The 25,213-nt window shown below is 73.3% G+C and carries 21 protein-coding genes; 8 read left to right on the top strand and 13 right to left on the bottom strand.

From position 1 onward, the window contains the following. Positions 1 to 10 precede the first annotated feature (10 nt). Positions 11 to 3,037, top strand: a complete 3,027-nt coding sequence (locus PED38_RS02070) for an alpha-mannosidase (protein WP_270979402.1) — start codon at positions 11 to 13, stop codon at positions 3,035 to 3,037. A gap of 31 nt (positions 3,038 to 3,068) precedes the next feature. Here PED38_RS02070 and PED38_RS02065 read toward each other — a convergent pair whose 3' ends face one another. Then, positions 3,069 to 3,710, bottom strand: coding sequence for a DinB family protein (locus PED38_RS02065; RefSeq protein WP_270979401.1), 642 nt, complete (start codon positions 3,708 to 3,710; stop codon positions 3,069 to 3,071). A gap of 163 nt (positions 3,711 to 3,873) precedes the next feature. Between PED38_RS02065 and PED38_RS02060 the strand changes: the two genes are divergently transcribed. The 3 genes from PED38_RS02060 to PED38_RS02050 all read left to right on the top strand — a co-directional run bounded on the left by PED38_RS02060 (position 3,874) and on the right by PED38_RS02050 (position 7,064). Continuing rightward, entirely contained in the window at positions 3,874 to 4,638 is a 765-nt protein-coding gene (locus tag PED38_RS02060; RefSeq protein ID WP_270979400.1) for a hypothetical protein, read from the top strand. Between the two features lie 50 nt (positions 4,639 to 4,688). Beyond that, positions 4,689 to 5,732, top strand: a complete 1,044-nt coding sequence (locus PED38_RS02055) for an NAD(P)-dependent alcohol dehydrogenase (RefSeq protein WP_270979398.1) — start codon at positions 4,689 to 4,691, stop codon at positions 5,730 to 5,732. Between the two features lie 234 nt (positions 5,733 to 5,966). Next, on the top strand, positions 5,967 to 7,064 hold the full coding sequence (locus PED38_RS02050) for a fatty acid desaturase family protein (protein WP_063071215.1): 1,098 nt from the start codon (positions 5,967 to 5,969) through the stop codon (positions 7,062 to 7,064). 115 nt (positions 7,065 to 7,179) lie between these two features. Here PED38_RS02050 and PED38_RS02045 read toward each other — a convergent pair whose 3' ends face one another. The 4 genes from PED38_RS02045 to PED38_RS02030 form a co-directional block, all read right to left on the bottom strand. Beyond that, positions 7,180 to 8,358, bottom strand: a complete 1,179-nt coding sequence (locus PED38_RS02045; RefSeq protein WP_270979395.1) for an AAA family ATPase — start codon at positions 8,356 to 8,358, stop codon at positions 7,180 to 7,182. Between the two features lie 46 nt (positions 8,359 to 8,404). Then, positions 8,405 to 9,421 carry a diacylglycerol/lipid kinase family protein gene (locus tag PED38_RS02040; RefSeq protein WP_063071249.1) on the bottom strand — a complete coding sequence of 339 codons (1,017 nt, stop codon included), beginning with the start codon at positions 9,419 to 9,421 and terminating at the stop codon, positions 8,405 to 8,407. A gap of 120 nt (positions 9,422 to 9,541) precedes the next feature. Beyond that, the gene (locus PED38_RS02035; RefSeq protein WP_063071213.1) at positions 9,542 to 11,371 is read right to left on the bottom strand and encodes a BCCT family transporter; all 1,830 of its coding nucleotides are present in this window, start codon (positions 11,369 to 11,371) and stop codon (positions 9,542 to 9,544) included. A 137-nt stretch (positions 11,372 to 11,508) separates the two neighbouring features. Next, positions 11,509 to 13,164, bottom strand: coding sequence for a sensor histidine kinase (locus PED38_RS02030; protein ID WP_063071212.1), 1,656 nt, complete (start codon positions 13,162 to 13,164; stop codon positions 11,509 to 11,511). 329 nt (positions 13,165 to 13,493) lie between these two features. Between PED38_RS02030 and PED38_RS02025 the strand changes: the two genes are divergently transcribed. From PED38_RS02025 to PED38_RS02010, 4 genes are all read left to right on the top strand, one after another. Then, on the top strand, positions 13,494 to 14,039 hold the full coding sequence (locus PED38_RS02025; protein WP_063071211.1) for an alternate-type signal peptide domain-containing protein: 546 nt from the start codon (positions 13,494 to 13,496) through the stop codon (positions 14,037 to 14,039). 150 nt (positions 14,040 to 14,189) lie between these two features. Beyond that, entirely contained in the window at positions 14,190 to 14,792 is a 603-nt protein-coding gene (locus PED38_RS02020) for a TasA family protein (RefSeq protein WP_270979391.1), read from the top strand. Further along, positions 14,789 to 15,700 carry a hypothetical protein gene (locus PED38_RS02015; protein WP_270979390.1) on the top strand — a complete coding sequence of 304 codons (912 nt, stop codon included), beginning with the start codon at positions 14,789 to 14,791 and terminating at the stop codon, positions 15,698 to 15,700. The genes PED38_RS02020 and PED38_RS02015 overlap by 4 nt, the downstream gene beginning before the upstream one ends. A 28-nt stretch (positions 15,701 to 15,728) precedes the next feature. Beyond that, entirely contained in the window at positions 15,729 to 16,535 is an 807-nt protein-coding gene (locus PED38_RS02010; RefSeq protein WP_270979388.1) for a signal peptidase I, read from the top strand. Here the strand turns inward: PED38_RS02010 and PED38_RS02005 are convergent, their stop codons facing one another. The 8 genes from PED38_RS02005 to PED38_RS01970 all read right to left on the bottom strand — a co-directional run bounded on the left by PED38_RS02005 (position 16,536) and on the right by PED38_RS01970 (position 25,096). Next, positions 16,536 to 16,820 carry a hypothetical protein gene (locus tag PED38_RS02005; protein WP_270979387.1) on the bottom strand — a complete coding sequence of 95 codons (285 nt, stop codon included), beginning with the start codon at positions 16,818 to 16,820 and terminating at the stop codon, positions 16,536 to 16,538. It abuts the gene before it with no gap. Between the two features lie 119 nt (positions 16,821 to 16,939). Then, positions 16,940 to 18,148 carry a multiple monosaccharide ABC transporter permease gene (gene mmsB / locus PED38_RS02000; RefSeq protein ID WP_063071206.1) on the bottom strand — a complete coding sequence of 403 codons (1,209 nt, stop codon included), beginning with the start codon at positions 18,146 to 18,148 and terminating at the stop codon, positions 16,940 to 16,942. Further along, a complete protein-coding gene (gene mmsA, locus PED38_RS01995) occupies positions 18,145 to 19,689 on the bottom strand; it encodes a multiple monosaccharide ABC transporter ATP-binding protein (RefSeq protein ID WP_270979385.1) in 1,545 nt (514 codons plus the stop codon). Before mmsA ends, mmsB begins: the two co-directional genes overlap by 4 nt. Positions 19,690 to 19,812: 123 nt before the next feature. Then, positions 19,813 to 20,952, bottom strand: a complete 1,140-nt coding sequence (locus tag PED38_RS01990; RefSeq protein WP_063071204.1) for a substrate-binding domain-containing protein — start codon at positions 20,950 to 20,952, stop codon at positions 19,813 to 19,815. Between the two features lie 306 nt (positions 20,953 to 21,258). Further along, positions 21,259 to 21,930: a response regulator transcription factor gene (locus PED38_RS01985; protein ID WP_270979383.1), complete on the bottom strand. Its 672-nt coding sequence runs from the start codon at positions 21,928 to 21,930 to the stop codon at positions 21,259 to 21,261. Beyond that, positions 21,927 to 23,273 carry a sensor histidine kinase gene (locus PED38_RS01980; RefSeq protein WP_270979381.1) on the bottom strand — a complete coding sequence of 449 codons (1,347 nt, stop codon included), beginning with the start codon at positions 23,271 to 23,273 and terminating at the stop codon, positions 21,927 to 21,929. Before PED38_RS01980 ends, PED38_RS01985 begins: the two co-directional genes overlap by 4 nt. A gap of 39 nt (positions 23,274 to 23,312) precedes the next feature. Then, entirely contained in the window at positions 23,313 to 24,176 is an 864-nt protein-coding gene (locus tag PED38_RS01975) for an ABC transporter permease (RefSeq protein ID WP_270979380.1), read from the bottom strand. Then, complete coding sequence (locus tag PED38_RS01970; protein ID WP_270979378.1) at positions 24,173 to 25,096, bottom strand: ABC transporter ATP-binding protein; 924 nt, start codon at positions 25,094 to 25,096, stop codon at positions 24,173 to 24,175. The genes PED38_RS01975 and PED38_RS01970 overlap by 4 nt, the downstream gene beginning before the upstream one ends. Positions 25,097 to 25,213 lie beyond the last annotated feature (117 nt).

Genomic DNA, 25,213 nt, shown 5'->3' with positions numbered 1-25,213 from the left:
GGAGACGACCATGCCCCCCATCACCGCGCTCGCCGAGGCCCGCATCGAGCGGTTCGTCCGCGACCGGCTCGTGCCGAACATCCACCGCCGCCGGATGCCGCTCGACGTCCACGCGTGGGACGCGCCGGGCGAGCCCGTGCCGTTCGCGGAGGCGGTGCGGCAGGAGCTCCGGCCGTTCGCGGTCGGGACGCCGTGGAGCCGCGCCTGGGGCACCACGTGGTTCCACGTCACGGGCGTCGTGCCCGGGGACGCCGATGCGGAGGGCACCGCGCTCGAGGTGGTCGTCGACCTCGGCTTCAGCGACCGGCAGCCCGGCTTCCAGGCCGAGGGGCTCGTGCACCGGCCCGACGGCCGGGTCGTGAAGGCCATCGAGCCGTACAACGGGTACGTGCCGCTGGAGGCGATCGGGGCGGGCACGGCTCCCGGCACGCGCATCGACCTCTGGATCGAGGCGGCCTCGAACCCGGACATCGGCGGCGACTCCTTCCACGGCGAGACGCCGCTCGGCGATCCCGCCACCGCGGGCGACGAGCCGATCTACCGGTTGCGCACCATGGACCTCGTCTGGCGCGACGAGGCCGTGTGGGAGCTCGACCGCGACGTGTGGACGCTGCGCGGGCTGATGGCGGAGCTGGACCCGGCGTCGTCCCGCCGGGCGGAGATCCTCGCGGCCCTCGAGCGCATGTGCGACGCGGTGGATCCGGACGACGTGGCCGGCACCGCCTCCGCCGGCCGCGAGGAGCTCCGGGCCGTGCTCGCCTCGCCCGCCCACGCGAGCGCGCACCGCGTCACCGCCGTCGGCCACGCGCACATCGACTCCGCCTGGCTCTGGCCCGTGCGCGAGACCCGCCGCAAGGTCGCGCGCACCTTCTCCAACGTGCTCGCGCTCATGGACGAGGATCCCGACTTCGTGTTCGCCGCCTCCAGCGCGCAGCAGTACGCGTGGCTGAAGGAGGACCACCCGGAGCTGTTCGAGCGCCTGCGGCAGCGCGTCGCCGAGGGCCGGTTCGTGCCGGTGGGCGGCATGTGGGTCGAGTCCGACACCAACATGCCGGGCGGCGAGGCGCTCGTGCGCCAGCTGGTGCACGGCAAGCGCTTCTTCCTCGAGGAGTTCGGGATCGACTCCCGCGAGGTGTGGCTGCCGGACTCCTTCGGCTACACGGGCGCGCTGCCGCAGATCGTGCGGGGCGCCGGCGCCGAGTACTTCTTCACGCAGAAGCAGTCGTGGAACGAGACGAACACGATGCCGCACCACACCTTCCTCTGGGAGGGGATCGACGGGAGCCGCGTCTTCACGCACTTCCCGCCGGTGGACTCCTACAACTCCGACCTGTCCGGCGAGGACCTCGCGCGCGCCGAGCGCCAGCACGCGGAGAAGGCCGTGAGCAACGCGTCGATCGTGCCGTTCGGCTGGGGCGACGGCGGCGGCGGTCCGACGCGCGAGATGGTCGCGGCCGCCCGCCGCACGCACGACCTCGAGGGATCGCCGCGCGTGACGCTCGGCACGCCGCTGTCGTTCTTCGACGCAGCCCGGGCCTCGATCCGGGACCCGCACGTGTGGTCGGGCGAGATGTACCTCGAGTTCCACCGCGGCACCTACACCTCGCAGGCGCGCACGAAGCAGGGGAACCGGCGGAGCGAGCACCTCCTGAGGGAGGCGGAGCTCTGGCTCGCGACCGCGGCCGTCCGCGACCTCGTCGCGTACCCGCACGACGAGCTCGACGCGCTGTGGCGCACGGTGCTGCTGCTGCAGTTCCACGACATCCTGCCCGGGACCTCCATCGCGTGGGTGCACCAGGAGGCCGAGCGCGAGCACGTGCGCGTGCAGGGGCGGCTGCGGGACCTGGTCGCGGAGGCCCAGGGTGCGCTCGCGGGATCGGGCGACCGGCGGATCGCCTTCAACGCGGCGCCGGTGGACGCGGACGGCGTCGGCGCGCTGGCGGCCGCCGTCGTGGTCGATGCCCCGCCTGCCGGGGCGCCCGTCCCGGAGGCCGACGGCTGGGTCATCGACAACGGACTCGTCCGGGCCCGGTTCGCCGCCGACGGCACGGTCTCCTCGCTCGTCGACGCCGCGTCCGGCCGCGAGATCGTCGCCCCCGGCCAACGCCTCGGGCTCCTGCAGCTGTTCCGCGACACCCCCAACCAGTGGGACGCGTGGGACATCGACGACGCCTACCGCCGCAACCGCACCGACCTCACCGAGGTCGAGGCCGTGCGGATCGACGGCGCGGCCCTCGTGGTCGAGCGCGCGTTCGGCTCCTCTCGCGTCACGCAGACGTGGACGCTGCCGGTCGGCGAGCCCGAGCTCCAGGTCGTCACCGACGTGGACTGGCACGAGCGGCAGAAGCTCCTCAAGCTCGCGTTCCCGCTCGACGTGCACGCCGACCGCGCCGCCTCGGAGGTGCAGTTCGGGCACGTCCAGCGCGTGACGCACGCCAACACGTCCTGGGAGACCGCGCGCTTCGAGACGGTCGCGCACCGCTGGGTGCACGTGGGCGAGCCGGGCTTCGGGGTGGCGGTGGCCAACGACGCGACCTACGGGCACGATGTGACGCGCATACCCCGGCCCGACGGCGGCAGCGCGACCCTCGTGCGCCAGTCGCTGCTGCGGGCACCCGTGTTCCCCGACCCGCACGCCGACCAGGGCCGGCACGTGCTGCGCTCCGCGGTGCGGGTCGCGCCCGACGTGCTCGACGCGGCGGACGCGGGCTACCGGCTCAACCTCCCGGTGCGCGAGGTCGCGGGCGACCACGGCGTGGCGCCGCTCGTCACCTCGTCGAACGCGGCCGTCGTGATCGAGGCCGTGAAGCTCGCCGAGGACCGCTCGGGCGACCTCGTCGTGCGGCTCTACGAGGCGCGCGGCGGGCGGGAGTCGACCGTGGTGCGGGTGGATCCGTCGCTCGGCCTGGGCGCCGCCCGCCGCACCGACCTGCTCGAGCGCCCGCTCGACGGCGCCGGCGAGGACGCGGCGGGCGCGGCGATCGAGCTGACGCTCCTGCCGTTCCAGATCGCGACGCTCCGGATCGCGCGCCGCTAGCCCGGGGCCGACGCCCGGCGGGGCTGCCCGGTCAGCCGACCGGTGGCAGCCCCGCCGCCTCGCGGGCGACGCGCTCCGTCTCGGCGTGCTCGGCCCGCCAGAACGCGGCGCCCCCGTCGGGGAGGTTGCCGCTGTCGACCCGGAGGCCCGCGGATCCGTCGACGAGCTCGCGGAGGACGTCCGCGTGCCCCGCGTGCCGGTTGAGCTCCGCGATGAGGTGCACGGCGATCCGGTGCACGGTCACCCGACCGGCCTCCCCCGGCCACCACGGCACCTGCCCGAAGGAGTCGAGGGGCAGCACGTGCAGCGTCGCCTCGGCGTGCGCGCCGACGCGCTCGGAGAGGCCCACGATGTCGGCACGCGACTCGTCGGCGGTCGCCCGCATGTCGGCGTTCGGCGGCGCGTTCTCCTCCATCCACGGCAGCTGCTCGGGGAACGGCCGGCCGAAGACGAACCCGAGGTAGCCGGCCTCGACGCCCGCGGCGTGCTTCACGAGCCCGAGCAGGTTGGATCCCGTCGGCACGAGCGGACGCCGCACGTCGTGCTCCCCGAGCCCCTCGAGCTTCCAGACGAGGGCCTCGCGCGCGAGGCGGAGGTGGCGGACGAGGTCATCCCGGACGGCGTCGTCGCCGTGCTCGGACGGGCTCGCGGATGAAGGCTGCGCTGCGGTCATGCGGCGAGCATCCCAGGCACCTCCGACACGCGTCCAGGCCCCCGTCCGGCCGCAGCCCCGACCGGGATGCGCCCCGGACGGGGCACGCCCCGCGGCACGACCCGGGTCCGTCTGCCCGGGAGGATGGGAGGGGCCGACGACAGGCCCGGATCGGGAGGCCCGCATGACCGCCGACGACACGACCGCCGACGACGCCGATGCCGGCGCCGATGCGACCGCCACCCGCGACGACGCGACGCCCGCCGACCCGGGCCACGGCAAGCGCGCGCTCGCCCGCATCGGCGCCCGCGCCATCGCCGCCTGGATCGCCGAGGTCGTCACCCCGCGCCGTCGCCTGGTCACGCTCGGCGTCGGGCTGCTCGCGGGGGCCGCGATGGGCCTCCTGATCCACCCCGTGCTCGCCCGCGCCGACGGTCCGGGGACCGCTCTCCCCGGGGCGATCGTCCTCGGTGCGGTGCTCGGCGCCGCGGCGGTCGCGATCCCGCTCTCCATCTGGCTCGCGCGCGCCATCCGTCGCCACCCGTCGATCGTCGGGACGCATCCGGCCTGGCGCGACGCGGCGCTCCTCGACGGAGCCGTGGACGTGCGCGGCCGCGTGTCCCTCGCCCCGGGCACCGCCGAGCGGGTGTCCACGGAGTCCCGTCGGGCCATCGCGTCCGGATCCGCCCCGGTGCCCGGCGCGGTCATGCTCAGCCTCGCCGCGCTCGTCGGGCTCCCCGTGTACGCGGTCTCGGGAGACCCCGGACCCCTGCTCTGCTTCATCCCCGTCTACCTGCTGATGTCCGCCTCGACGCTGTGGACGCAGTCCCTCGCCGCCGGACGCATGGCCCTCCTCCGCGACGCCGCCGACGCCGAGCTCGCCCTCCCCGAGGACGAGCGCACGCGGGCCCCGCACGTCGATCCCCCGCACGGCAGCCGGCTCCCCTGACGGACCGCGCACCCAGACGGTTCCCTCACTCGGGGAATACGGTGGTGGCCATGAAGGCGCTCCAGTACACCCGCATCGGATCCCACCCCGAGGTCGTCGAGATCGAGAAGCCGTCGCCCGCGCCGGGGCAGGTCCTGCTCCGTGTCACGGCCGCCGGCGTCTGCCACTCCGACGAGTACGTGATGGGCCTCTCGGAGGAGGAGTACCGCGCCGCCGGCTACCCGCTCCCCCTCACGCTCGGCCACGAGGGCGCCGGCGTCGTCGAGGAGCTGGGCGCGGGCGTCGAGCACCTCGCCGTGGGCGACGCGGTCGCCGTCTACGGCCCGTGGGGCTGCGGCCGCTGCCACGCGTGCGCCGAAGGCCGCGAGAACCACTGCCCGAACGCCGCGTCCGAGGGGATCCGGCCCCCCGGGCTCGGTGCTCCGGGTGCGATGGCCGAGTACATGATCGTCGACGACGCGCGCCACCTCGTGCCGCTCGGCGACCTCGACCCCGTCGAGAACGTGTCCCTCACCGACGCCGGCCTCACGCCGTACCACGCGATCAAGACGTCGCTCCCGAAGCTCGGCGCCGGCACGTTCGCGGTGGTCATCGGCACGGGCGGCCTCGGCCACGTCGGCATCCAGATCCACCGAGCGCTCAGCGGCGCGACCGTCATCGCGCTCGACGTGAACGACGAGAAGCTGGAGCTCGCCCGCCACGTGGGCGCCCATCACACCGTCATCAGCGACGCCGATGCCGCCCACGGGATCCGCGCGATCACCGGCGGCCGTGGGGTCCAGGCCGTCTTCGACTTCGTCGGCGCGACCCCCACGATGGCCACCGCGCTCGACGTCGTCGAGGTCGGCGGCGACGTGACCATCGTCGGCATCGGCGGCGGCGCCGTCGAGGTCGGCTTCGGCCGCGTGGCCTTCGACGCCGCCATCCGCGTCCCCTACTGGGGCAGCCGCTCCGAGCTGATCGAGGTGCTCGACCTCGCGCGCTCCGGCCGGGTGTCGGTCGAGACGCAGCGGTACGCGCTCGACGACGGACCTGAGGCCTACGCGGCCCTCGCGGCGGGCACCGTGCGCGGCCGCGCGGTCATCATCCCGTAGCCGCCCAGCAGACCGTAATCCCCGGCAGGACGGGGCCCTGTCCCCCCTCGACAGCGACACGCCGTGCGCGCTGTGAGTATCCATGGTGCGACGGGCGAGTCCCTATGGGAGTGTGAGTCCTGGTTGCCCCAGATCCCGGCGCCTGCGTCGTGTCCCGCACGACGACGACCGACAGCGGCTCGCCGAGGCGGCCCGCTCCACCTGGCCGAGAGGCCACGGACGAACGAGCTGACCATGACTGACACCACCGCAGCACCCCGCATCGTGCTGACCCGCCCGAAGCGCGGCGGCGGAGCCAACCCGACCACCGAGTACTCGGGCCTCCTCAACACCGTCCGCGACGCTGGCCTCCTCAATCGCCGCGTGGGCTTCTACGTCCTGATGTTCGCCGGCATCACCGTCGCGCTCGCCGGCCTCGGCGTCGGCTTCGTCCTCCTCGGCGACAGCTGGTTCCAGCTCCTCATCGCCGCGGGCCTCGGCATCGTCTTCACCCAGTTCGCCTTCCTCGCCCACGAGGCCTCGCACCGCCAGGTGTTCGCCTCCGGCAAGGCCAACGACATCGCGGGCCGCACGCTCGCCAACCTCTTCGTCGGCATCAGCTACTCCTGGTGGATGACGAAGCACTCGCGTCACCACGCGAACCCGAACGTCATGGGCAAGGACCCGGACATCGAGCGCGACGTCATCTCCTTCACGCAGGAGGACGCGGCCCGCGCCAAGGGCCTCTACGGTTGGTTCACGCGCCACCAGGGCTACGCGTTCTTCCCGATCCTCATGTTCGAGGGCCTCAACCTCCACGTCCACGGCTTCCGCACGGTGTTCGGTCGCGGCAAGGTCGACAAGCGCTGGCTCGAGATCTCGATGCTCTCCACGCGCATCATCGCGTACCTCGCCGTCGTCTTCTTCTTCCTGCCCGTCGGCATGGCGTTCGCCTTCGTGGGCGTGCAGCTCGCGGTCTTCGGCGTGTACATGGGCGCCTCGTTCGCCCCGAACCACAAGGGCATGCCCGTCCTGCCCAAGGACTCCAAGGTCGACTTCCTCCGCCGCCAGGTGCTCACGAGCCGCAACATCAAGAGCACGTGGCTCACCGACATCTACATGGGCGGCCTCAACTACCAGATCGAGCACCACCTCTTCCCGAACATGCCGCGGCCCGCGCTCAAGCGCGCCCAGGTCATCGCGAAGGAGTACTGCGCGACGCACAACATCCCGTACACGGAGACCACGCTGCTGGCCTCGTACGGCATCGTCATCGCCTACCTCAACCGCGTCGGCCTCTCGGCCGGCGGCGACCCGTTCGACTGCCCCGCATCGGCGGCCTTCGGACGCTGATCCCGCACCGCCGCACCATCCGACGCCTCCCGCTCGCGCCGCCCTCCGGGCCGCGACCGGGAGGCGTCGTCGTATCCGAGCGGGTCGCCCGGAGCGGCGTCGGCGGGAGGCGCGGCTAGCGCTTGCCCCAGTCCCACGACGGCGAGCTGAGGAGCCCCTGGCCCCGCAGCACCGTCTCGCCGAGCGGCTTCTCCAGCACGAGCTCCCCCGCCTCCGCGTGCTCCGACACGGCCGCGGCCAGCCCCGGCGCATGCGTCACCACGAGGATCTGCACGTGGCGCGACGCCTCCGCGATGAGCTCGCCGAGGGCAGGGAGCAGATCGTGGTGGAGGCTCGTCTCCGGCTCGTTGAGCACCATGAGCTCGGGCGGCTCGGTCGTGAGCAGGGCGGCCGTGAGCATGAGCATCCGGAGCGTGCCGTCCGAGAGCTCCGCGGCGTCGAGCACGCGCAGGATGCCGGGCTGCCGGAGGCCGAGCGTGAGCACGCCATCCTGCGAGCGCACCACGACGGTCGACCCGGGGAACGCCCGGTCGACCATGGCGTCGAGCGCATCCCCGCGGCCCCATTCGCGGATGGTCTGCACCGCGGCCGCGAGGTCGGATCCGTCGCTCGCGAGCACGGGCGTGCGCGTGCCGACGCGCGGCCGGCGGGCGGGCGCGTCGGCGTCGGTGCGGAGGTGGTCGTAGAAGCGCCAGCCGGTCATCCGCCGCCGCAGGATCATCGCCTCGGGGCTCGTGACCGCGTCGGCCACCTCGCTGAGCACGCTGAGGTGCGGCGGCACCAGGGCGGGCACGTGCGTCCACCCGTCGGCCTCGTCGCGGACGCGCACGTCCTGCCAGCGGCGCTCCAGCACCAGCGAGCGGTGCCGCGCGAGCGGTCCGTTGAAGATCAGCTCGCGCTTGATCTCGGGGTCGCGGCCGAACATGGTCGCCGGAAGCGCCCGCGGATCCCGCTGCGGGATGCCGAGGTCGACGAGGTAGCCCAGCTCGTCCCCGGCGAAGCCCAGCCGCAGCGCGATGGGCCCCTTGCGCGTCGTGCCCTGCACCGGGTGCTCGCCGTCGCGCACGGCGCGCGAGAAGCCCTCGGGGCCCGCCCACAGGACCGCCTCGAGGCCGCCCTCGCGGGCGAGCGCGCCGACCGCCCCGCCCTGCGCCATGTCGGCGATGAGGCGGAGCGCGCGGTAGACGTTGGACTTGCCGCTGCCGTTGGCACCCGTGACGACGTCGAGCCCGGTGAGCGGCAGCACCAGGTCCCGGACGGAGCGGTAGCCGGAGACGGCGAGGGTGCGGATCATGGCCCGACCCTCCCACGAGCCGCCGACAGGCGCATCGGGGATCGAGTCAGGAGTCCCGCGGCACGCGCACGGTGAGGCCGCCGGGCAGCACCTGGATCTTGAAGCCGATGGCGCGACCGAACGGGTCGCCGTCGAGCTCGATGTCCTCCTCCTTCTCAAGGCGGACCACCACCTCCTCGGCGGTGCGGTACTCGAGCGCGCGCACCTCCTTCTCGGGGCCCATCAGGCGGCGGCCCGCGGCGGTGCGGCGGACGACGCCGTTCTCCCACGCGACCTTGACCCAGATCTGGATCCAGCCGAACAGCCCCTCGGGGCGCATGAGCACCACGTCGAGGATGCCGTCGTCGACCGCGGCGTCCGGCAGCAGCAGGATGTTGGCCGGCAGCGACCCGCAGTTGCCGACGATGAGCGTGTGCGCGCGGCGGCGGTGCGTGCTGCGGCCGTCGAGGCGGTAGCGCAGGCGGAGCTGGTCGCGGTCGCGCAAGGCCTTGAAGATCGCGTCGACGTAGGCGAGCCAGCCGACCCTCTTCTTCAGCTCGGAGTCGGTGTTGGCGAGCATCTTCGCGTCGATGCCGACGCCCGCCATCACGACGAACACGTGCTTGTCCCGGCTCTCGTCCTCGCGCAGGATCTCGATGGCCGCGAGGTCGACCCTCCGGTCGTGGCCGGAGAACGCGGCCTCGAGCGAGTGGTCGACGTCGTTGAGCGTGAGCTTGAGGTTGCGCGCGAGCAGGTTGCCCGTGCCCGACGGCAGGAGGCCGAGCGAGACGCCGGATCCGGACATCCCCTCGGCGACCGCGCGGACCGTGCCGTCACCGCCGGCGGCGATGACCATGTCGACGTCGTGCGAGAGGGCGTCCTGCGCGGCGCCCTTGCCCGGGTCGTCCTCGCTGGTCTCGAACCAGAGGGTCTCCTCCCAGCCCGCGACGCCGGCCGCGTGGGCGACCTTGGCCTTCAGGGACGCCAGGTCGACCTTGATGGGGTTGTAGACGACGGCGGCGCGTCGGCCCGGCCCGTCGGTGGCGGCGGGCGCGGGAGCGGAGGCGGGGGTGGAGGTCGTCATCATGGTCACCCTACCGACGCGCGGACCGCACGAGGGGTCCGCGGACGCCGGCTGTCCCGCAGACGACGATGCCGACCCGCGCGCGGGGCGCGGGTCGGCATCGTCGTCACGGACAGGGCATCAGGAGCGACGCGCCTCGTCCTCGTCGCCGAGGGGCTCGCGCGTCGCGGCCTCCTCGGGATCGACCGGGTCGAGCGACAGCTGGAAGTGGTCGCCGTGCTGCTCCACGCCGTTCACGACCGCGTCGCGCATCATCTCGACCGCGACCTGGCGGCGCACGATGAGCGGATCCGTGCGCAGCTCCTTCCAGAGCGCGTAGCAGGCGACGAGCATCACGAGCACGAACGGCAGCGAGGCCACGACCGTGAGGTTCTGCAGACCCGTGAGGGCCTCCGTGCCTCCCCCACCGATGGCGAGCATGATCGCGGCGACCGCGCCCATGACGACGCCCCAGAAGACGACGACCTTGCGGCTCGGGTGCAGCGCGCCCCGCTGGGACAGCGTCCCCATCACGATGGACGCGCTGTCGGCGCCGGACACGAAGAAGATGCCGACGAGCACCATCACGAGGACGGTGCTGACGCTCGCGAGCGGGTAGTGGTTGAGCAGCTGGAACAGCGTGTTGTCGCTGACGACGGCGCCGTCGACGGTCATGTCGCCGTCGGTCTGCTGCGCGTGGATCGCCGAGCCGCCGAAGATCGAGAACCAGATGAGGGCCACGATGCTCGGCGCGAGGAGCACGCCGACCACGAACTCGCGGATGGTGCGACCGCGGCTGATGCGCGCGATGAACATGCCGACGAACGGCGTCCACGAGATCCACCACGCCCAGTAGAAGACGCTCCAGCTGGCGAGCCAGGAGCTCATCTCGTCGCCGCCGGTGGCCGCCGTGCGCGACGCCATCTCGGTCATGTCGCCGAGGTACGCGCCGAGGGTGGCGGGGATGAGGTTGAGGATGAGGAGCGTCGGGCCGACGACGAACACGAACACGGCGAGCACGACGGCCAGCACCATGTTGATGTTGGACAGCCACTGGATGCCGCGGGCGATGCCCGAGACGGCCGAGAAGATGAACGCGATCGTGAGCACCACGATGATGCCGATCAGCAGCGGGGCCGTGGCCTCCGGCACCCAGCCGTTGAACTCGAGGCCCGCGCCGATCTGCGTGGCGCCGATGCCGAGCGACGCCGCCGAGCCGAAGAGCGTGGCGAAGATCGCGAGCATGTCGATGACGCGTCCGGCCCAGCCCTCGGTGCGCTTGGTGCCGAGGAGTGGCTGGAAGATGGAGGAGAAGAGCTGCTTGCGGCCCTTGCGGAACGTGCCGTAGCCGATCGCGATGCCGGCGACCGCGTAGATGGCCCAGGGGTGGAGGCCCCAGTGGAACATCGCGGTGGCCATGGCGGTGCGGATGGCCGCCTCCGACTCCGGCTGCGTGGTGCCGGGCGGCGGGGTGACGAAGTGGCTGAGCGGCTCGGCGGCGCCGAAGAACATCAGGCCGATGCCCATGCCCGCGCTGAACATCATGGCGATCCAGGAGACCGTCTTGAACTGCGGCTTCTCGTCGTCGGCGCCCAGCTTGATGCGGCCGTAGCGGCTGGCGGCGAGCCACAGGACGAAGATCACGAAGAAGCTCGCGGCGAGCACGAAGAGCCAGCCGGTCTTCTCGATGACCCAGCTCTGCGCCGCGCCCGAGATGGAGGCGAGGCCGTCGGTGCTCACGATGCCCCAGACGACGAAGCCGACCGCGAGGACCGCCGTGACGCCGAAGACGAGCCTGTCGATCTTCGGGTGCTCGGGCTCGTAGAGGTCGACGGATCCGGTGAACCTGGCCTCGAGGAGGCGGTGGTCGGAGTGGTCGCGACGAGGTGGCCGGGTGCCGTCGGGGTTCTTCCGTCGCTTGGGCACGAGACGGTCGAGGAGGCGTTCTGCGGACGTGCGCGTGGAGGTCATGGAGGGGATGGGCTCCTGTGGGCTCGGGTGCGTGGGGCGTCGGCCGAGGGGGTCCCCCGATCGACCGGCCGAGTCTAGGCGGAGGGCACGCGATCGGTCGATTCGCGATCCGACCTTGCCATCGGCTATGGAGAGGGCTAGTGGGCGGTCGGCGCGGCGTCCGGCCCCGGGGACGCGGGCAGGATCGCGACGGCGCGCGTGCCGTGGCCGAGCCGGCTCGCGATCCGGAGCGTCCCGCCGTGCGCGGTGACGGTCCGCTCGGCGATCGAGAGGCCGAGCCCGAGGCCGGGGACGGCGCCGTCGCGCGCGGACTGCGCGCGGAAGAACCGGTCGACGACGTGGCGCTGGTCCTCCTCGCTGATGCCGATGCCCGTGTCGGCCACGGCGACCGCGGCGTCGGCGCCCGTGCGCTCGAGCGTGACGTCCACCCGCCCCGACGGCGTGTAGGTGAGGGCGTTGGAGACGAGCGCCTCCACGACCTGCGCGAGGCGGCCGGCGTCGCCGTCGACCACGATGCCCGGCTCGATGCGGGACGCGAGCGCGAGCCCCCGCTCCTCGGCGCGGCCGACCGCCGCGTCGACGGCGGCCTGGACGAGGGCGGACAGGTCGACGGGCCCGCGCACGAGGGCGGGAGCGTGGTCGGCGCCCGCGAGGAGCGATCCGATGATGGTCGAGAGCTGGTCGACGTTCCGCTGGATCACCGCGAGCTCGGCCTCGATGCCGAGCTCCGCGGGATCGTGCAGCTCGCCGAGCAGGTCGAGGTAGCCGACGATCGAGGTCAGCGGCGTCCGCAGCTCGTGCGAGACGGTGGCGAGGAACTCGTCGCGCACCTGCACGGCCTGCGCCAGGTCGGTCACGTCGTAGGCGCCGAGCACGGTGCCCGACAGGCGCCCGTCGCGGCGGCCGATGGCGCGCACCGAGAGGACGAGGGCGCGCTGGTTGCCCGGCTCCCCCACCCAGTAGACGGGACCGTGCACCTTGTCGGCGTAGAGGGCCTCCATGAGCACGCGGCCGTCGCGCGCGACGGGCGTGACGCGGTCGGATCCGTAGACGTGGCCGGCCATGCCCGTCACGTGGTCGTAGCCCGCGAGGTCGAGCAGCGAGCGGACGGCGGCGTTGCGGACGACGGGGCGGTCGTCGGCGTCGAAGAAGACGATGCCGACGTCGACCGCGTCCGCCACGTCGCGGATCATCGCCGTCTGCTCGCGGGACTCGTCGAGGAGGCGCGCCTGGGTCTCCGTCGCCTCCGCGAGGTCGCGGCGCGACCGGCGCTGGATGGCCGCCGCCTGCGCCGCAGCCCCGACCAGGAGCGCGGTGAGGAGGGGAGTGCCCACGAAGTCGGCCCACCCGGCCGGGGTGCCCGGCAGCCCGCCGTCGCGCACGAGCGGCAGCGCCGAGATGGCCACGGCCCCGCCGACCGCGACCCACACGCCGCCCGACGGGAACGCGAACACGAGCCAGAGGAGGGGGAAGATCACCAGCAGGGCGGCGGACGGGATCGACGCGGCCGTCGCGTCGCGGATGACGGCGACCGCGAGCAGGTCGATGGCCGGCACGACGATGAGGAGCCGCGCGGGCAGCGCCCCCACGAGGTGCAGCGCCGCGAGGACGGTCGCGATGCCCACGGCGGCGAGGGCGCCGAGGTAGCCGGGATCGCGTTCGATGCGCGGCTCGACCACGGCGACGATGACCGCGACGATGGCGCAGCTCACGAGGAACGGCAGCTGCGCGCGGGAGAACCCGGGAGCGCGCACGTCGGCGCCGCCGGTCCGGGTCGCGTCGGGAGAGACCATGCGCTGTCCTCCCGTACCCGCCGTCGGAGGACGCCGTCGCCCGAGCCTAGACCGGAGGGGCCCGCGGCGGATCCGCACGAGCACGGGGATCCGGCCGCTTGAGCGAAAGCCGGGCCGGGCTTGCGGCAAAGCTCGGGGTCTCTTGCGCATTGCCAGCGGGTGGCTTGAGGCCGGCCCGTCAGAGTGGAGCACGTCGAAGGAACACCGGTCGGCACCACGAGGACGCAGTCACAGCGGCCCGATCGGACCGGAGACGACCGGCGGGACACCCACCCGCCGCCTCCCCCACAGCTTGCGCGGCACGCCGCGCACGAGAACAGGAACATCCCATGAACAAGATCGTCTCGAGCGCCGTCGCCGGTGCCGCCGGAATCGTCCTCCTCCTCGGCGGCGCGGGCAGCTTCGCGCTGTGGAACGCCAACGCCACGGTCGCCGCCTCCAGCGTCTCGTCGGGCAACCTGGCCCTCTCGGCCGACACCGCGGGCGTCTGGACCGACATCACCAACGGCGGCAGCAAGGTCATCGACCCGGCCACGTACCGCATCGTCCCCGGCAACGTCCTCCAGTACACGAGCGCCCTCACGGTCACCGCGACCGGCGACTCGCTCTCCGCCGACCTCACCTACGACCCCATGTCCATCTCGGGCGACGCCGCGCTCAAGCAGGCCGTCACCACGAAGCTGGCCGTCACGTCGACCGACGCGAGCATCACCCCCGGCACCGCCGCGAACACCTTCACGGTCAAGCCCTCCACGACCGCCTCCAAGGTGAACGTGGTCCTCACGGTCTCGTTCCCCTCCTCCGCGACCACGGGCCAGAACGGCACGCTCTCCTTCGACAAGCTGGCGTTCACGCTCACGCAGCGCACCGTCTAGCCCCCGACTCCCCTCTCCGCGGTGACGTCACCCGCGGGGAGGGGGCTCCACCCGGGCGCGGCCGTACCCGACGGCCGCGCCCCGCAGCACCGCATCCCCCGCATCACCGCAGCACCGCACCGCCGGACGACGACCAGGAACGAGGACGACATGAGCAGGAAGCGCGCATCCGCCCCGCGTCCCGCCCACGGCCGTCGCTCCGCCCGCCCCTCGCGCGTCAGCCCCCTCCGCGCCGCCTGGCTCACCACCGGCCTCCTCACCGCCGTCGTCGTCGCCTCCCTCGCCGCCACCGGCGGCAGCTACGCCCTCTGGAACGGCGCGGCGAGCGCCCACCCGTCGAGCGTCACGAGCGGATCGAGCGGCCTCGTCATCACCCAGCAGACGGCCCTCGACGCGACGCAGCTCCTCCCCGGCCAGGGCACCGTCGGCGCCTTCACCGCGAAGAACACCGGCACGGTAGCCTTGGACGTGGCCATCTCCACGCGAGGCACCTCGTCGAACAGCGCCTTCCCCGGCGAGCTGTCGCTGCGCCTCGGACCGGTCGCGTCCGTCGCCGACTGCGTGCACGGCGCCACGACCTTCTCCGGCCGTCCCGGCGCGCTGCACACGCCCAGCGGGTTCGTCCGCATCCAGCCCGGCGCCTCCTCCGTCGTCTGCACCGAGGTCGTCCTCGACAAGGACGCGCCGCAGTCCGTGCAGGGATCCACCGCCCAGCTCGCGTTCGACGTCACGGGCACGCAGGTCGCCCCGTGAGCCGCGCTCGCACGCGTCGGCCCGTCAGCCGCCTGCACGCCGCCCTCCTGGTCGGCGTCACCGTCGTCCTCCTGGGCAGCGGCGGCACCGCCGTCCACGCGCTCTGGGCCTCCAGCGTCACGGCGTCGTCCGCCGTCCACGCCGCCACCGTGTCCGTCACGAGCACGGGCTTCGACCAGCTCTCCGGAGCGGTGAGCTCGAACAGCCCGAGCCGCACCGCCACGGTCGTCGTGAAGAACACGGGCAGCGTCCAGAGCCCGTGGACCGGCACCGTCTCGGCCTCCGCCTCCTCGGGCGCCGACCGCACGCTCGCCGGCGGCACGAAGGTCGTCGCATGGAGCACCACCGCATCGAGCTGCTCCGCCACCAGCTCCGTCGGCTCCGGCTCCGTGTCCGGCACCTGGGCCGCCCCGCCCACGATCTCCGGGACGCTCGCCGGCGGAGCGCACTCCACGTGGTGCGTGCGCACGACCGCGTCGGGCTTCCCCACGAGCGGATCCGCCGCCGTCACGGGCACGCTCGGCGTGGTCCTCGGCTCCGGCACCTGGACGGGACGCGCGTCCACCTCGGCCACGCAGACCGCCGCCGGCCCGGCCGTCACGGGCGGGTTCGCCTGCACCCCGCAGGACGGCAACTGGTTCGTCGTCGTCGGCTGGGACACGTCGGTCGCCTCCCTCGACTCGAACTACAACGTGATGGTCAACGGCACCCGCATCGCCACCTCGAACGGCTACTACGGCAAGGCGTCCATCAGCGGCTCCGAGGTGCCCCCCACCCTCGCGGCCGACGGGACCGTCCACGTCTCCGTCGACCTCCTCGACGCGAACAACCAGGTCGTGCGCCAGGTCGCCGACGGCACCGTCGTCGCCTTCACGCAGAGCAACGCGCGCAGCTTCCGCTGCTCCTGATCCCCGCCCCGACACGGACCACACGCACATGCCCCGCATCCTCCCCCGCCGTCGCGTCGACGGACGGCACGCGGTCGCCGGCGCCCGACCCGCCGACGACCTGGCCCCGGTCGAGCTGGAGGAGGGCACGACGCCGCGTCGCGCTCTCCCCCGGCTGCTGCGATCGGCAGCCGTGGGGGTCAGCGTCGGGATCCTGCTGCTCGTCATCGCGCTCGCGGGCGTGCTGCTCGTGGTGCCGAAGGTCTCGGGAGCCGTGCCGCTCACGATCCTCACGCAGTCGATGGAGCCGCGCCTCCCCCCGGGCACCCTCATCGTGGTGCGGCCGGTCGACACGGACGCGCTGGAGGTGGGCGATGTGGCGACCTACCAGATCCGGTCCGGCGATCCCGCGGTCATCACGCACCGCATCGCCGCCATCTCCTCCGCCTCCGACGGCACGCGCTCCTTCACCTTCAAGGGCGACAACAACGCATCGCCCGACTCGCTGCCGGTCACGCCGGCGCAGATCCAGGGCGAGCTCTGGTACTCGGTGCCGCTCGTGGGCTGGGCGAACCAGGCGGTCAACGGGCAGGCCCGCAGCTGGATCATCCCGGCCGCCGCGGTCGCGCTCCTCGCCTACTCCGGCGTCACCATCACGGTCGCGGCCGTGCAGACGCGACGGAGGCGCCGGGCGTCGGCCGCGGCCGACGTGAGGGCCGAGGGCGACCACGTGCACTCCGACGCGATGGCGGCGAGCGTCGCCGAGGCCGCCCGCGTCGACCCGTCGCACCCGGGCGTCGACGCGCCCGCCCCGGCCGGCGCGGCGCAGCGCCCGCGCGGTCGCCACCGCGGCTGATCAGACGAAGCGGTTCTCGGGCCCCTCGTCGAAGAGGAGGACCGGCCGGCCGGCCTCCTCACGCTCGACCACCAGCATCCAGTTCCGTCCGGAGGGCAGGCGTCCGCGCCGCAGCTTCGCCGGCGACGGGACCCGCTCGAGGACGCCGTCGGGGAGCGGGCGACCGACGCCCCGGGTCTCCGGGAGATGCGCGCCGGAGCACCACGCGATGCGCCACGCGCACCCCAGGGCCAGCCGGGCCGCCACCTCGTCGCGCGACAGCGCGTCGTGCGGTCCGTGTCCCATGCGCCGAGCCTGGTGGTGCGAGCGGTCCCGGCGGGCGATCGCTCCCCATGCCGGACGGACGACGGCCCGGCCGCTCCCTGCGAGGGGATCGGCCGGGCCGAGAGTCGCGACGCCGCGGGTCAGCGCCCGGAGCGCCGCTTGCTGTAGACGTCGAAGGCGACCGCGAGGAGCAGCACCAGGCCCTTGATGACCTGCTGCCACGCCGCGTCGACCGACAGGATCGACAGGCCCTGGTTGAGCACGCCCATCACGAGGCCGCCGATGACCGCGCCGACCACCGTGCCGACGCCGCCCTGCACGGCCGCGCCGCCGATGAACACCGCGGCGATGGCGTCGAGCTCGAAGCTCTGGCCGGCCGAGGCCACCGCGGATCCGGCGCGCGCCGTGCTCACGACGCCCGCGAGCCCGGCGAGCAGGCCCATGTTCACGAAGATGAAGAAGTTGACCCACTGCGTCTTGACGCCGGACATCATCGCCGCGAACAGGTTGCCGCCCATCGCGTACACGTGCCGCCCGAACACCGTCCGGGTCAGGAGGAACGAGTACAGCAGCACGAGCGTCGCCAGGATGATGAGGATGATCGGCGTCCCGCGGTTGTAGGCCAGCAGATAGCAGAGGTACATGATCGCGAACACGGCGATGGCGGTGCGGATCCAGAAGGAGATCGCCCGCTCGCGCGGCAGCTCGAGCTTGCGGAGCGTCGCGCGGGTGCGCAGCTGCTGCACCACGAGCGCGATCGAGACGAGCGCGCCGATGCCGAGCGTGATGAGGTCGGGCGCGCCCGTGGTCGGCAGGTTGCCGGAGCCGATGGAGTTGAACTCGGCAGGCAGGCCCGAGATCGTGCCGCCCGTGAGGAGCACGAGCGCGACACCGCGGAACACGAGCATGCCCGCGAGCGTGACGATGAACGCCGGGATCCCCACGAACGCCACCCAGAAGCCCTGCCACGCGCCGATCAGCGCGCCGACCACGAGCGACAGCACCACCGCGGTCCCCCACGGCAGCCCCCACTCGTTCATGCTGAGCGCGGCCACGGCGCCGACCGTCGCGACCACCGAGCCCACCGACAGGTCGATGTGGCCCGCGATGATCACGATCACCATGCCCATCGCGAGGATCAGCACGTACGCGTTCTGCTGGATGAGGTTCGCGACGTTGCCCGGGTACAGCAGCCGCCCCTCGGTGAGGATCTGGAACAGCAGGATGATGACGGCCAGCGCCGCGAGGATCCCGTACTGGCGGAGGTCGATGCGCCGGCGCGGGCGCTTCTTCACCCCGTCCGGGGTGGGGACGTTCGGCGAGGTGGCCTGCTCGGGCATGACGGTCACTGGTCGACTCCTGACTTCCGGCTGGCGGTCATGTGCCGCATCAGCTCCTCCTGGGTCGCGTCGGCCCGGGTGACCTCCGCGGTGAGCCGCCCCTCCGCGATCGTGTAGATCCGGTCGGAGAGGCCGATGAGCTCCGGCAGCTCGGAGGAGATGACGATGACCGCCTTCCCCTCGGCCGCGAGCTGGTTGATGATGCCGTAGATCTCGTACTTCGCCCCCACGTCGATGCCGCGCGTGGGCTCGTCGAGGATGAGGACGTCGGGACCCGAGTAGATCCACTTGCTGAGGACGACCTTCTGCTGGTTGCCGCCGGACAGCTTGCCGACCACCCCCGAGACGTCGGGCGTCTTGATGTTCATGCGCTTGCGGTAGTCGTCCGCGACCGCGTACTCGCGGTGCCGGTCGATGACGCCGAGCCGCACCAGCTTGGAGAGCGCCGCGGCCGAGACGTTCACCGTGATGCTGCCGATGAGGTTCAGCCCGTAGCGCTTGCGGTCCTCGGTCGCGTAGGCGATGCCGTTGCGGATCGCCTCGCTCACGGTCCGGGTGCGGATCTCCTTCCCGTCCTTATAGATCCGGCCGGTGATGCCGGTGCCGTACGAGCGCCCGAAGATGCTCATGGCGAGCTCGGTGCGGCCCGCGCCCATGAGGCCGGCGAACCCGACGACCTCGCCCGCGCGGACCGTGAACGACGCGTCGTCGACGACGACGCGGTCGACGTCCACCGGGTGGTGAACGGTCCAGTTCTCCACCCGCAGCTTCTCCGCGCCGATGTGCGGGTCGCGCGGCGGGAACTGCGCGTCGAGCGGGCGGCCCACCATCGCGCGGATGATGCGCGTCTCGATGTCGTCGGAGTCCGTCACCGGGAACGACTCGATCGTCCTCCCGTCGCGGATCACGGTGACGTCGTCGGCGATCGCCCGGATCTCGTTGAGCTTGTGGCTGATGATGATGCTCGTGATGCCCTGGTCGCGCAGCTGGCCGATGAGGCCGAGCAGGTGCGCCGAGTCGTCGTCGTTGAGCGCGGCGGTCGGCTCGTCGAGGATCAGCAGCTTCACCTCCTTGGAGAGCGCCTTCGCGATCTCCACGAGCTGCTGCTTGCCGACGCCCAGCTCGAGCACGCGCGTCGCCGGGTTCTCGTCGAGCCCCACGCGCCTCAGCAGCTTGACCGCCTCGAGGTTGGTGCGGTTCCAGTCGATGACCCCGCCGCGCGACATCTCGTTGCCGAGGAAGATGTTCTCCGCGATGGAGAGGTAGGGGCTGAGCGCGAGCTCCTGGTGGATGATCACCACGCCGTCGCGCTCGCTGTCGTTGATGGATCCGTAGCGGACCTCGCGGCCGTCGATCGTGATGGTGCCCTCGTACGATCCGTGCGGGTAGACGCCGCTGAGCACCTTCATCAGCGTCGACTTGCCCGCGCCGTTCTCGCCGCAGATCGCGTGCACCTGGCCGCGGCGCACGGTGACGTCCACGCCGTCGAGCGCGCGGACGCCGGTGAACTCCTTGACGATGCCGGTCATCTGGAGGATGACGTCGTTCATTCCTGGCTCCTGGTTCCCGTTCGGGTCGGTGGCGCGCGCCGGGAGGCGGGCGCCGGGTGGAGACGGTGACGCGGCCGACGGGCGCCCGGCGTGCTGCCGGGCGCCCGTCGACCGCGGGTGGGACTACAGGCCGACGTCGGAAGCCTTGAGGAAGCCGGAGTCGACGAGCGTCTTCTGCACGTCGTCCTTCACGACCACCTGCGGGTCGAGGAGGAACGACGGGACGACCTTCTTGCCGTTGTCGTACGACTTCGTGTCGTTGACGGTGACCTCGTCGCCCTTCACGATCTCGCCGATCATCTTCTGGACCTGGTCGCCGAGCGCCCGGGTGTCCTTCCAGACGGTCATGGACTGCTTGTCCTGGAGGATCGCCTGCACGTTGGCCTTGTCGGCGTCCTGGCCGGTGATGACGGGCCAGTCGGCGCCGGGCGCGTAGCCGGCGCTCGAGAGCGACGCCTCGATGCCGAGCGCGAGGCTGTCGTTGGGCGAGAGGACGACCTGGACCTTCTGGCCGCCCGTGTAGAACGACTGCAGGCGGTTGTCCATCTCGGCCTGCGCGTCGTCGGATCCCCAGCCGAGGATGCCGATGGACTGCCAGTCGGCGCTCGTGGCCGGCGACTTGCCCGAGGGGACGGTCAGCTTGCCCTCCGCGACGTAGGGCTGGAGGACGTCCCAGGCGCCGCCGAAGAAGAAGCCGGCGTTGTTGTCGTCGGGGCTGCCCGCGAAGGGCTCCATGGTGATGGGGCCGGCGGCGCTGTCGAGGTCGAGCTGCTCCTTGATGAACTCGCCCTGGAGCTGGCCCACCTTGTAGTTGTCGAAGGTGGCGTAGTAGTCGACGGCCTCGGTGCCGTTGATGAGGCGGTCGTAGGCGATGACCGTGACGCCCTGGCTCTTCGCGTCCTCGAGGGCAGGTCCCAGCGTCTTGCCGTCGACGGCCGCGACCACGAGGATCTTGGCGCCGCCGGCGACCTGGTTCTGGATCTGGCTGATCTGCGCGTCGGTCTTGTTGTCGGCGTACTGGAGGTCGACCTTGCAGTCGTCGCCCTCGAGCTTCGACTTCAGGCCCTCGCCGTCGTTGATCCAGCGCTCGAGGCTGCGGGTGGGCATCGAGATGCCCACGTTGCACTCGGTGCCGCCGGCCGCGTCGCCGCCCCCGGAGCCGGTGTTCGTGGCGCCCTGCGGCGCGCACGCGGTGAGGCCGGCGGCGACGCCGGCGAGGAGGAGGAGGGAGCTGATCTGTCGTGCGTTACGTCCGGATGCCATGTCGGCGGGTCCTCTCGGGTGGCCCGTCCGGGGGCGAGGTGCACCGGGCCGTCGCGTCGTCGCGAGGGGCCGTGGTGGTGCGCCGACGCGTCCTCGGGTCGGGTGCTGCTGCGGTGTGGTGGTGTGCTGGGGGCGGTGCGGGCGACGGCGGGCGGATCGGCGCGTGGGCGGGGATCTGAGCGTTCGTCGTCGGTCAGAACATATCCATTTCCGCAGCCGGGGACACTGCTTCCCGGAGACGTTATCCAAGCGTTACCGCCCTGTCCCGCGGTCGGGGGCCCGGCCGGACGCCGGCGGCGGACGGCCTCAGCCCCGGGCGGGACCCGTCGCGGGAGGCAGCAGCCCGAGCTCCATCGCGAGCGTGACCGCGCGCGTCCGGTCGCCGACGCCGAGCTTCTCGAAGACGTGCAGCAGGTGCGTCTTCACGGTGGCCGGGGTCACGTGCAGCTCGAGGGCGATGCGCGCGTTCGTGCGGCCGGCCGCGACGAGCGCGAGCACCTCCGTCTCGCGCGGGCTGAGGGTCGGGGCCGGGGCGGCGGGGGCGGCCGGACGCGCCACCTGCCGCACGAGCCGCGCCGCGAGGGCGGGCGCGAGGGCGACGTCGCCCCGGGCCACCGCGCGGACGCCCGCGAGGATCTCCTCCTCGGGCGCGGCCTTCAGCAGGTAGCCGCTCGCGCCCGCCTCGATGGCGGTGAGGATGCTCGCGTCGGTCTCGTAGGTCGTGAGGACGAGGACGCGCACGTCAGGCGCCTCCTCGCGGATCCGGGCGGTCGCGCCGACGCCGTCGAGGCCGGGCATGCGGAGGTCCATGAGCACCACGTCGGGGCGCTCGGAGACGGCGAGCGCGATCGCCGCATCGCCGTCGGGCGCCTGGCCGACGACCTCGATGCCGTCGGCGGACGCGAGCAGGGCGGCGAGGCCCGCGCGCACCACGGGGTGGTCGTCGACGACGGCGACGCGGATCCGCGGGCCGGTCATGCGCGCGCCGCCCCGGTGGCGGCGGGTGCGGCCTCGGGTGCGGACTCGGGTGCGGCGGCGGCGGGTGCGGCGCCGGTGGGGGCAGCCGGTGCGCGCTGGGCGGGCGGAGCGGCCGGCGTCACGGCATCCGCCGGGGCGTCCGCCGGGGCGTCCGCCGGGGCCGCCGCCGCGTGGGCCGGGATCCGCGCCGTGAGGACCGTCCCCCGGGGCCCGCTCGCGACGTCGAGGCGCCCGGCAGCCGCATCCAGCCGGCGCCGCATGCCGGCGAGCCCGTAGCCGTCGGAGGCCCGCGCCGCTTCGAACCCGCGGCCGTCGTCGCGGACCACGAGCACCAGGTCGGCGCCGTCCCGGGCGAGCCCGAGCTCCACCGCGGTGGCGCCCGCGTGGCGGCGCACGTTGGCGAGCCCCTCCTGGGCGCAGCGGAGGAGGACGACCTCGGCGTCGCGGTCGACGGGATCCGCGCCCGCGTCGGCCCGGACCGCCACCGGGGTGCCCGTCTCGCGCTCGAGGCGCGCGCCCATCCGGCGGAGCGCCGCCGCGAGGCCGTCCGTCAGCTCGACGGGTGCGGTGGCGGCGACGATGGCGCGCGTCTGGGTGAGGGCGTCGCGCGCGCTGTCCTCGAGGAGCGCGAGCGTCGCCTCCACCGCGGAGGGGTCGGCGCCGCGGAGCTCGCGGCGTCCGCGCTGGGCGAGCATCACGACGCCCGTGAGGTCCTGCGCGACCGTGTCGTGGATGTCGGCCGACAGCCGCTCCCGCTCGCGGGCGGTCCCCGCCTCACGACCGAGCTCCTCGACCTGCGCCTGCGCCGCCCGGAGCCCCTCCAGGAGCTGCAGGCGCTCGCGGCTGAGGTCGGCGATCCGCGTGATCCAGAGCCCGAGCGCGATGGTGCCGCCGAGGCTGAGCCCCTGCGACAGGGCCATGGTCGGGAGGGCGCCCGGCAGGTCGCCGAAGCCGACCACGAAGCCCACGGCGATGGATGCGGTGAGCACGAGGGTCCCGATGACGGCGTCGCGCACCCGGTCGAGGAGCAGCCACACGAGCGGGCACAGCACGCACTGGACGACGGCGAACGTCGACAGGCTCGCGACGCCCCAGGTGGCGGCCGGGATGACGAGCGCGAGGAAGACGACCGCCGACGGCTCCGGGGGCAGCCGCGCCTCCGTGGCAGACGCCGCCGCGGCGGCCTCGAGCGCACGACGGCCCACCAGGAGGTACAGGGCGATCATGGCCGCGATCGCGCCCCACGCGCCCCACCCGACGTCCCCGCGCTGGCCGAGGGCGAGCAGGACCAGCACCGCCATGGCCACCGCGTAGGCGAGGTGGACGGTGCGGACCGGGATCATGCCCTGAGCCTGCCATCCCGCCGTGCGCTCGCGCACCGCTCAGGAGTCCCGTCGGATCCAGCGGAAGGTCGCGACGGCGGCGATCGTGCCGCCGACCAGCCAGATCGCGAGGACCCCCGCGACGCCCGCGAGGTCCCAGGTGCCGCCGCGCTCGACGGAGGCGAGCGCGTCCGGCAGGAACACGGCGCGCATGCCCTGCGCCATCCACTTCAGCGGCAGGAAGGCCGCGACGTCCTGCAGCCAGGTCGGCAGCATCGTGAACGCCAGGTACACGCCGCTGATGAACTGCAGCACCAGCACGATGGTCGTGATCACCGCCGTGGCCGAGGCCCCGGAGCGCGGGATGCGGCTGAGCGCGATGCCGAGCACGGCCGACGACGTGATCCCGAGCGCGTACACCCACGCGAACGTGGCCCAGCGGCCGGCGTCCGTCGGCAGCTCCACCCCGAAGGCGAACCGGGCGACGAGGAGCAGCACGACCATCTGGAGCAGCGAGGTGACGACGACCTGCCCGGCCTTGCCGATGAAGTACGAGAGCACCGGGAGCGGGGATCCGGCGAGCCGCTTGAGCGTCCCGTCGCTGCGCTCCATCGCGATGTCGACCGCGAGGTTCTGCACGCCCGAGAGGAGGATGCCCGCCGCGATCATGCCCGGCAGGTAGTAGGCCGCGGCGCTGACGCCGCCGGACCCGTCGGGCGCGGTGCCGAGGTTGCCGGACGAGCCGAAGGCCACCGAGAAGATCGACAGCATGATGACCGGGAAGAGGAACGTGAAGATGATGGTGTCGGTCTGCCGGAAGTAGCGCCGCACCTCGTAGCGGATCCGGTGGAGCCCGAGCGGGAGGACGCCGGGCAGGGCGAGGGCGCGGTCCGCGGCGAGACGCGCGGGGCGGACGGCGGTCATGCCGCCACCTCCTCGGCGGCGGACGCGGCGGCTGCGGCGGTCGGTGCGCCCGTCGCCGGGGCGCCGGCCTCGGCGAGCAGCCCGAGGTAGACGTCCTCGAGGCTCGGCCGGACGATCCGCAGGTCGCGCGGCTCCCCGCCCGGGGTGGCCGCGGCGAGGCGCGCCACGGTCGCGGCGGGCTCCCGCGTGCGCTCCTCGTGCGGTCCGTCGTCGTCGCGCCAGAGCACCCGCGGGATCCGCGCCTCCTCTCCCCCGATCTCGTCGAGCCGGCCGATCGCCACCAGCTCGCCGCCCGCGATCACCGCGGCCCGGTCGCCGAGCTGCGCGGCCTCGTCGAGGTAGTGGGTGGTGAGGAGGATCGTGGTGCCCTCGGCCTTGAGCTCGCGCACGAGGTCCCAGAAGCGGTGCCGGGCCTCGGGGTCGAAGCCGGTCGTCGGCTCGTCGAGGAACAGCAGCTCGGGGCGGCCGATGATCCCGAGGGCCACGTCCACGCGTCGGCGCTGGCCGCCGGAGAGAGCGCGCAGCAGGGTGCCGGCCTTCTCGGTGAGGCCGACGGCCGCGATGGTCGCGTCGACGTCGCGTGGCCGCGGGTACATGCGGGCGAAGTGCGCGACCTGCTCGCGGACGGTCATGGCGCCGCTCTCCGAGCTCGACTGGAGCACCATGCCGATGCGGGCGCGCCAGGCGCGGCCGCCGGTCGCGGGGTCCACGCCGAGCACGCGCGCGGATCCACCGCTGCGGAGCCGGTACCCCTCGAGGATCTCGATGGTCGTCGACTTCCCGGCGCCGTTCGGCCCGAGGAGCGCGAACGTCTCGCCGCGGTGGATGTCGAAGGTGACGCCCCGGAGGGCGGTGGTCGTGCCGTAGGACTTGGCGAGGTCGCGCACGCTCACGTGCTCCTCGACGGCTGCTGTGGTCATGGGTCCAGCGTGGCGGCCGAGCGGCTGGAGGGGAACGGCCGAGCGGTCGATCCACGGCATCGGCCGATCGGTGGATGCCGCCCCGCCCGCGACGGTGGCGGCCCCGGCGCGCGGCGG

It is taken from the genome of Clavibacter sp. CT19 (genome assembly GCF_027858075.1).
GTDB classification, from domain to species: domain Bacteria; phylum Actinomycetota; class Actinomycetes; order Actinomycetales; family Microbacteriaceae; genus Clavibacter; species Clavibacter tessellarius_A.
Note: the sequence above shows the minus strand (reverse complement) of the source record. Positions and strands in the feature narration are given on the sequence as shown.

Excerpts from the sequence above, each read along its gene's own strand:
- PED38_RS02020 (WP_270979391.1), top strand. The coding sequence starts at position 14,190 with ATGAGCAGGAAGCGCGCATCCGCCCCGCGTCCCGCCCACGGCCGTCGC.
- PED38_RS01975 (WP_270979380.1), bottom strand. The coding sequence starts at position 24,176 with ATGACCGCCGTCCGCCCCGCGCGTCTCGCCGCGGACCGCGCCCTCGCC.
- PED38_RS02005 (WP_270979387.1), bottom strand. The coding sequence starts at position 16,820 with ATGGGACACGGACCGCACGACGCGCTGTCGCGCGACGAGGTGGCGGCC.
- PED38_RS02025 (WP_063071211.1), top strand. The coding sequence starts at position 13,494 with ATGAACAAGATCGTCTCGAGCGCCGTCGCCGGTGCCGCCGGAATCGTC.
- PED38_RS01970 (WP_270979378.1), bottom strand. The coding sequence starts at position 25,096 with ATGACCACAGCAGCCGTCGAGGAGCACGTGAGCGTGCGCGACCTCGCC.
- PED38_RS01980 (WP_270979381.1), bottom strand. The coding sequence starts at position 23,273 with ATGATCCCGGTCCGCACCGTCCACCTCGCCTACGCGGTGGCCATGGCG.
- PED38_RS01985 (WP_270979383.1), bottom strand. The coding sequence starts at position 21,930 with ATGACCGGCCCGCGGATCCGCGTCGCCGTCGTCGACGACCACCCCGTG.
- PED38_RS02035 (WP_063071213.1), bottom strand. The coding sequence starts at position 11,371 with ATGACCTCCACGCGCACGTCCGCAGAACGCCTCCTCGACCGTCTCGTG.
- PED38_RS02055 (WP_270979398.1), top strand. The coding sequence starts at position 4,689 with ATGAAGGCGCTCCAGTACACCCGCATCGGATCCCACCCCGAGGTCGTC.
- PED38_RS02050 (WP_063071215.1), top strand. The coding sequence starts at position 5,967 with ATGACTGACACCACCGCAGCACCCCGCATCGTGCTGACCCGCCCGAAG.
- PED38_RS02040 (WP_063071249.1), bottom strand. The coding sequence starts at position 9,421 with ATGACGACCTCCACCCCCGCCTCCGCTCCCGCGCCCGCCGCCACCGAC.
- PED38_RS02010 (WP_270979388.1), top strand. The coding sequence starts at position 15,729 with ATGCCCCGCATCCTCCCCCGCCGTCGCGTCGACGGACGGCACGCGGTC.
- PED38_RS02070 (WP_270979402.1), top strand. The coding sequence starts at position 11 with ATGCCCCCCATCACCGCGCTCGCCGAGGCCCGCATCGAGCGGTTCGTC.
- PED38_RS02065 (WP_270979401.1), bottom strand. The coding sequence starts at position 3,710 with ATGACCGCAGCGCAGCCTTCATCCGCGAGCCCGTCCGAGCACGGCGAC.
- PED38_RS02045 (WP_270979395.1), bottom strand. The coding sequence starts at position 8,358 with ATGATCCGCACCCTCGCCGTCTCCGGCTACCGCTCCGTCCGGGACCTG.
- PED38_RS02060 (WP_270979400.1), top strand. The coding sequence starts at position 3,874 with ATGACCGCCGACGACACGACCGCCGACGACGCCGATGCCGGCGCCGAT.
- mmsA (WP_270979385.1), bottom strand. The coding sequence starts at position 19,689 with ATGAACGACGTCATCCTCCAGATGACCGGCATCGTCAAGGAGTTCACC.
- PED38_RS02030 (WP_063071212.1), bottom strand. The coding sequence starts at position 13,164 with ATGGTCTCTCCCGACGCGACCCGGACCGGCGGCGCCGACGTGCGCGCT.
- PED38_RS01990 (WP_063071204.1), bottom strand. The coding sequence starts at position 20,952 with ATGGCATCCGGACGTAACGCACGACAGATCAGCTCCCTCCTCCTCCTC.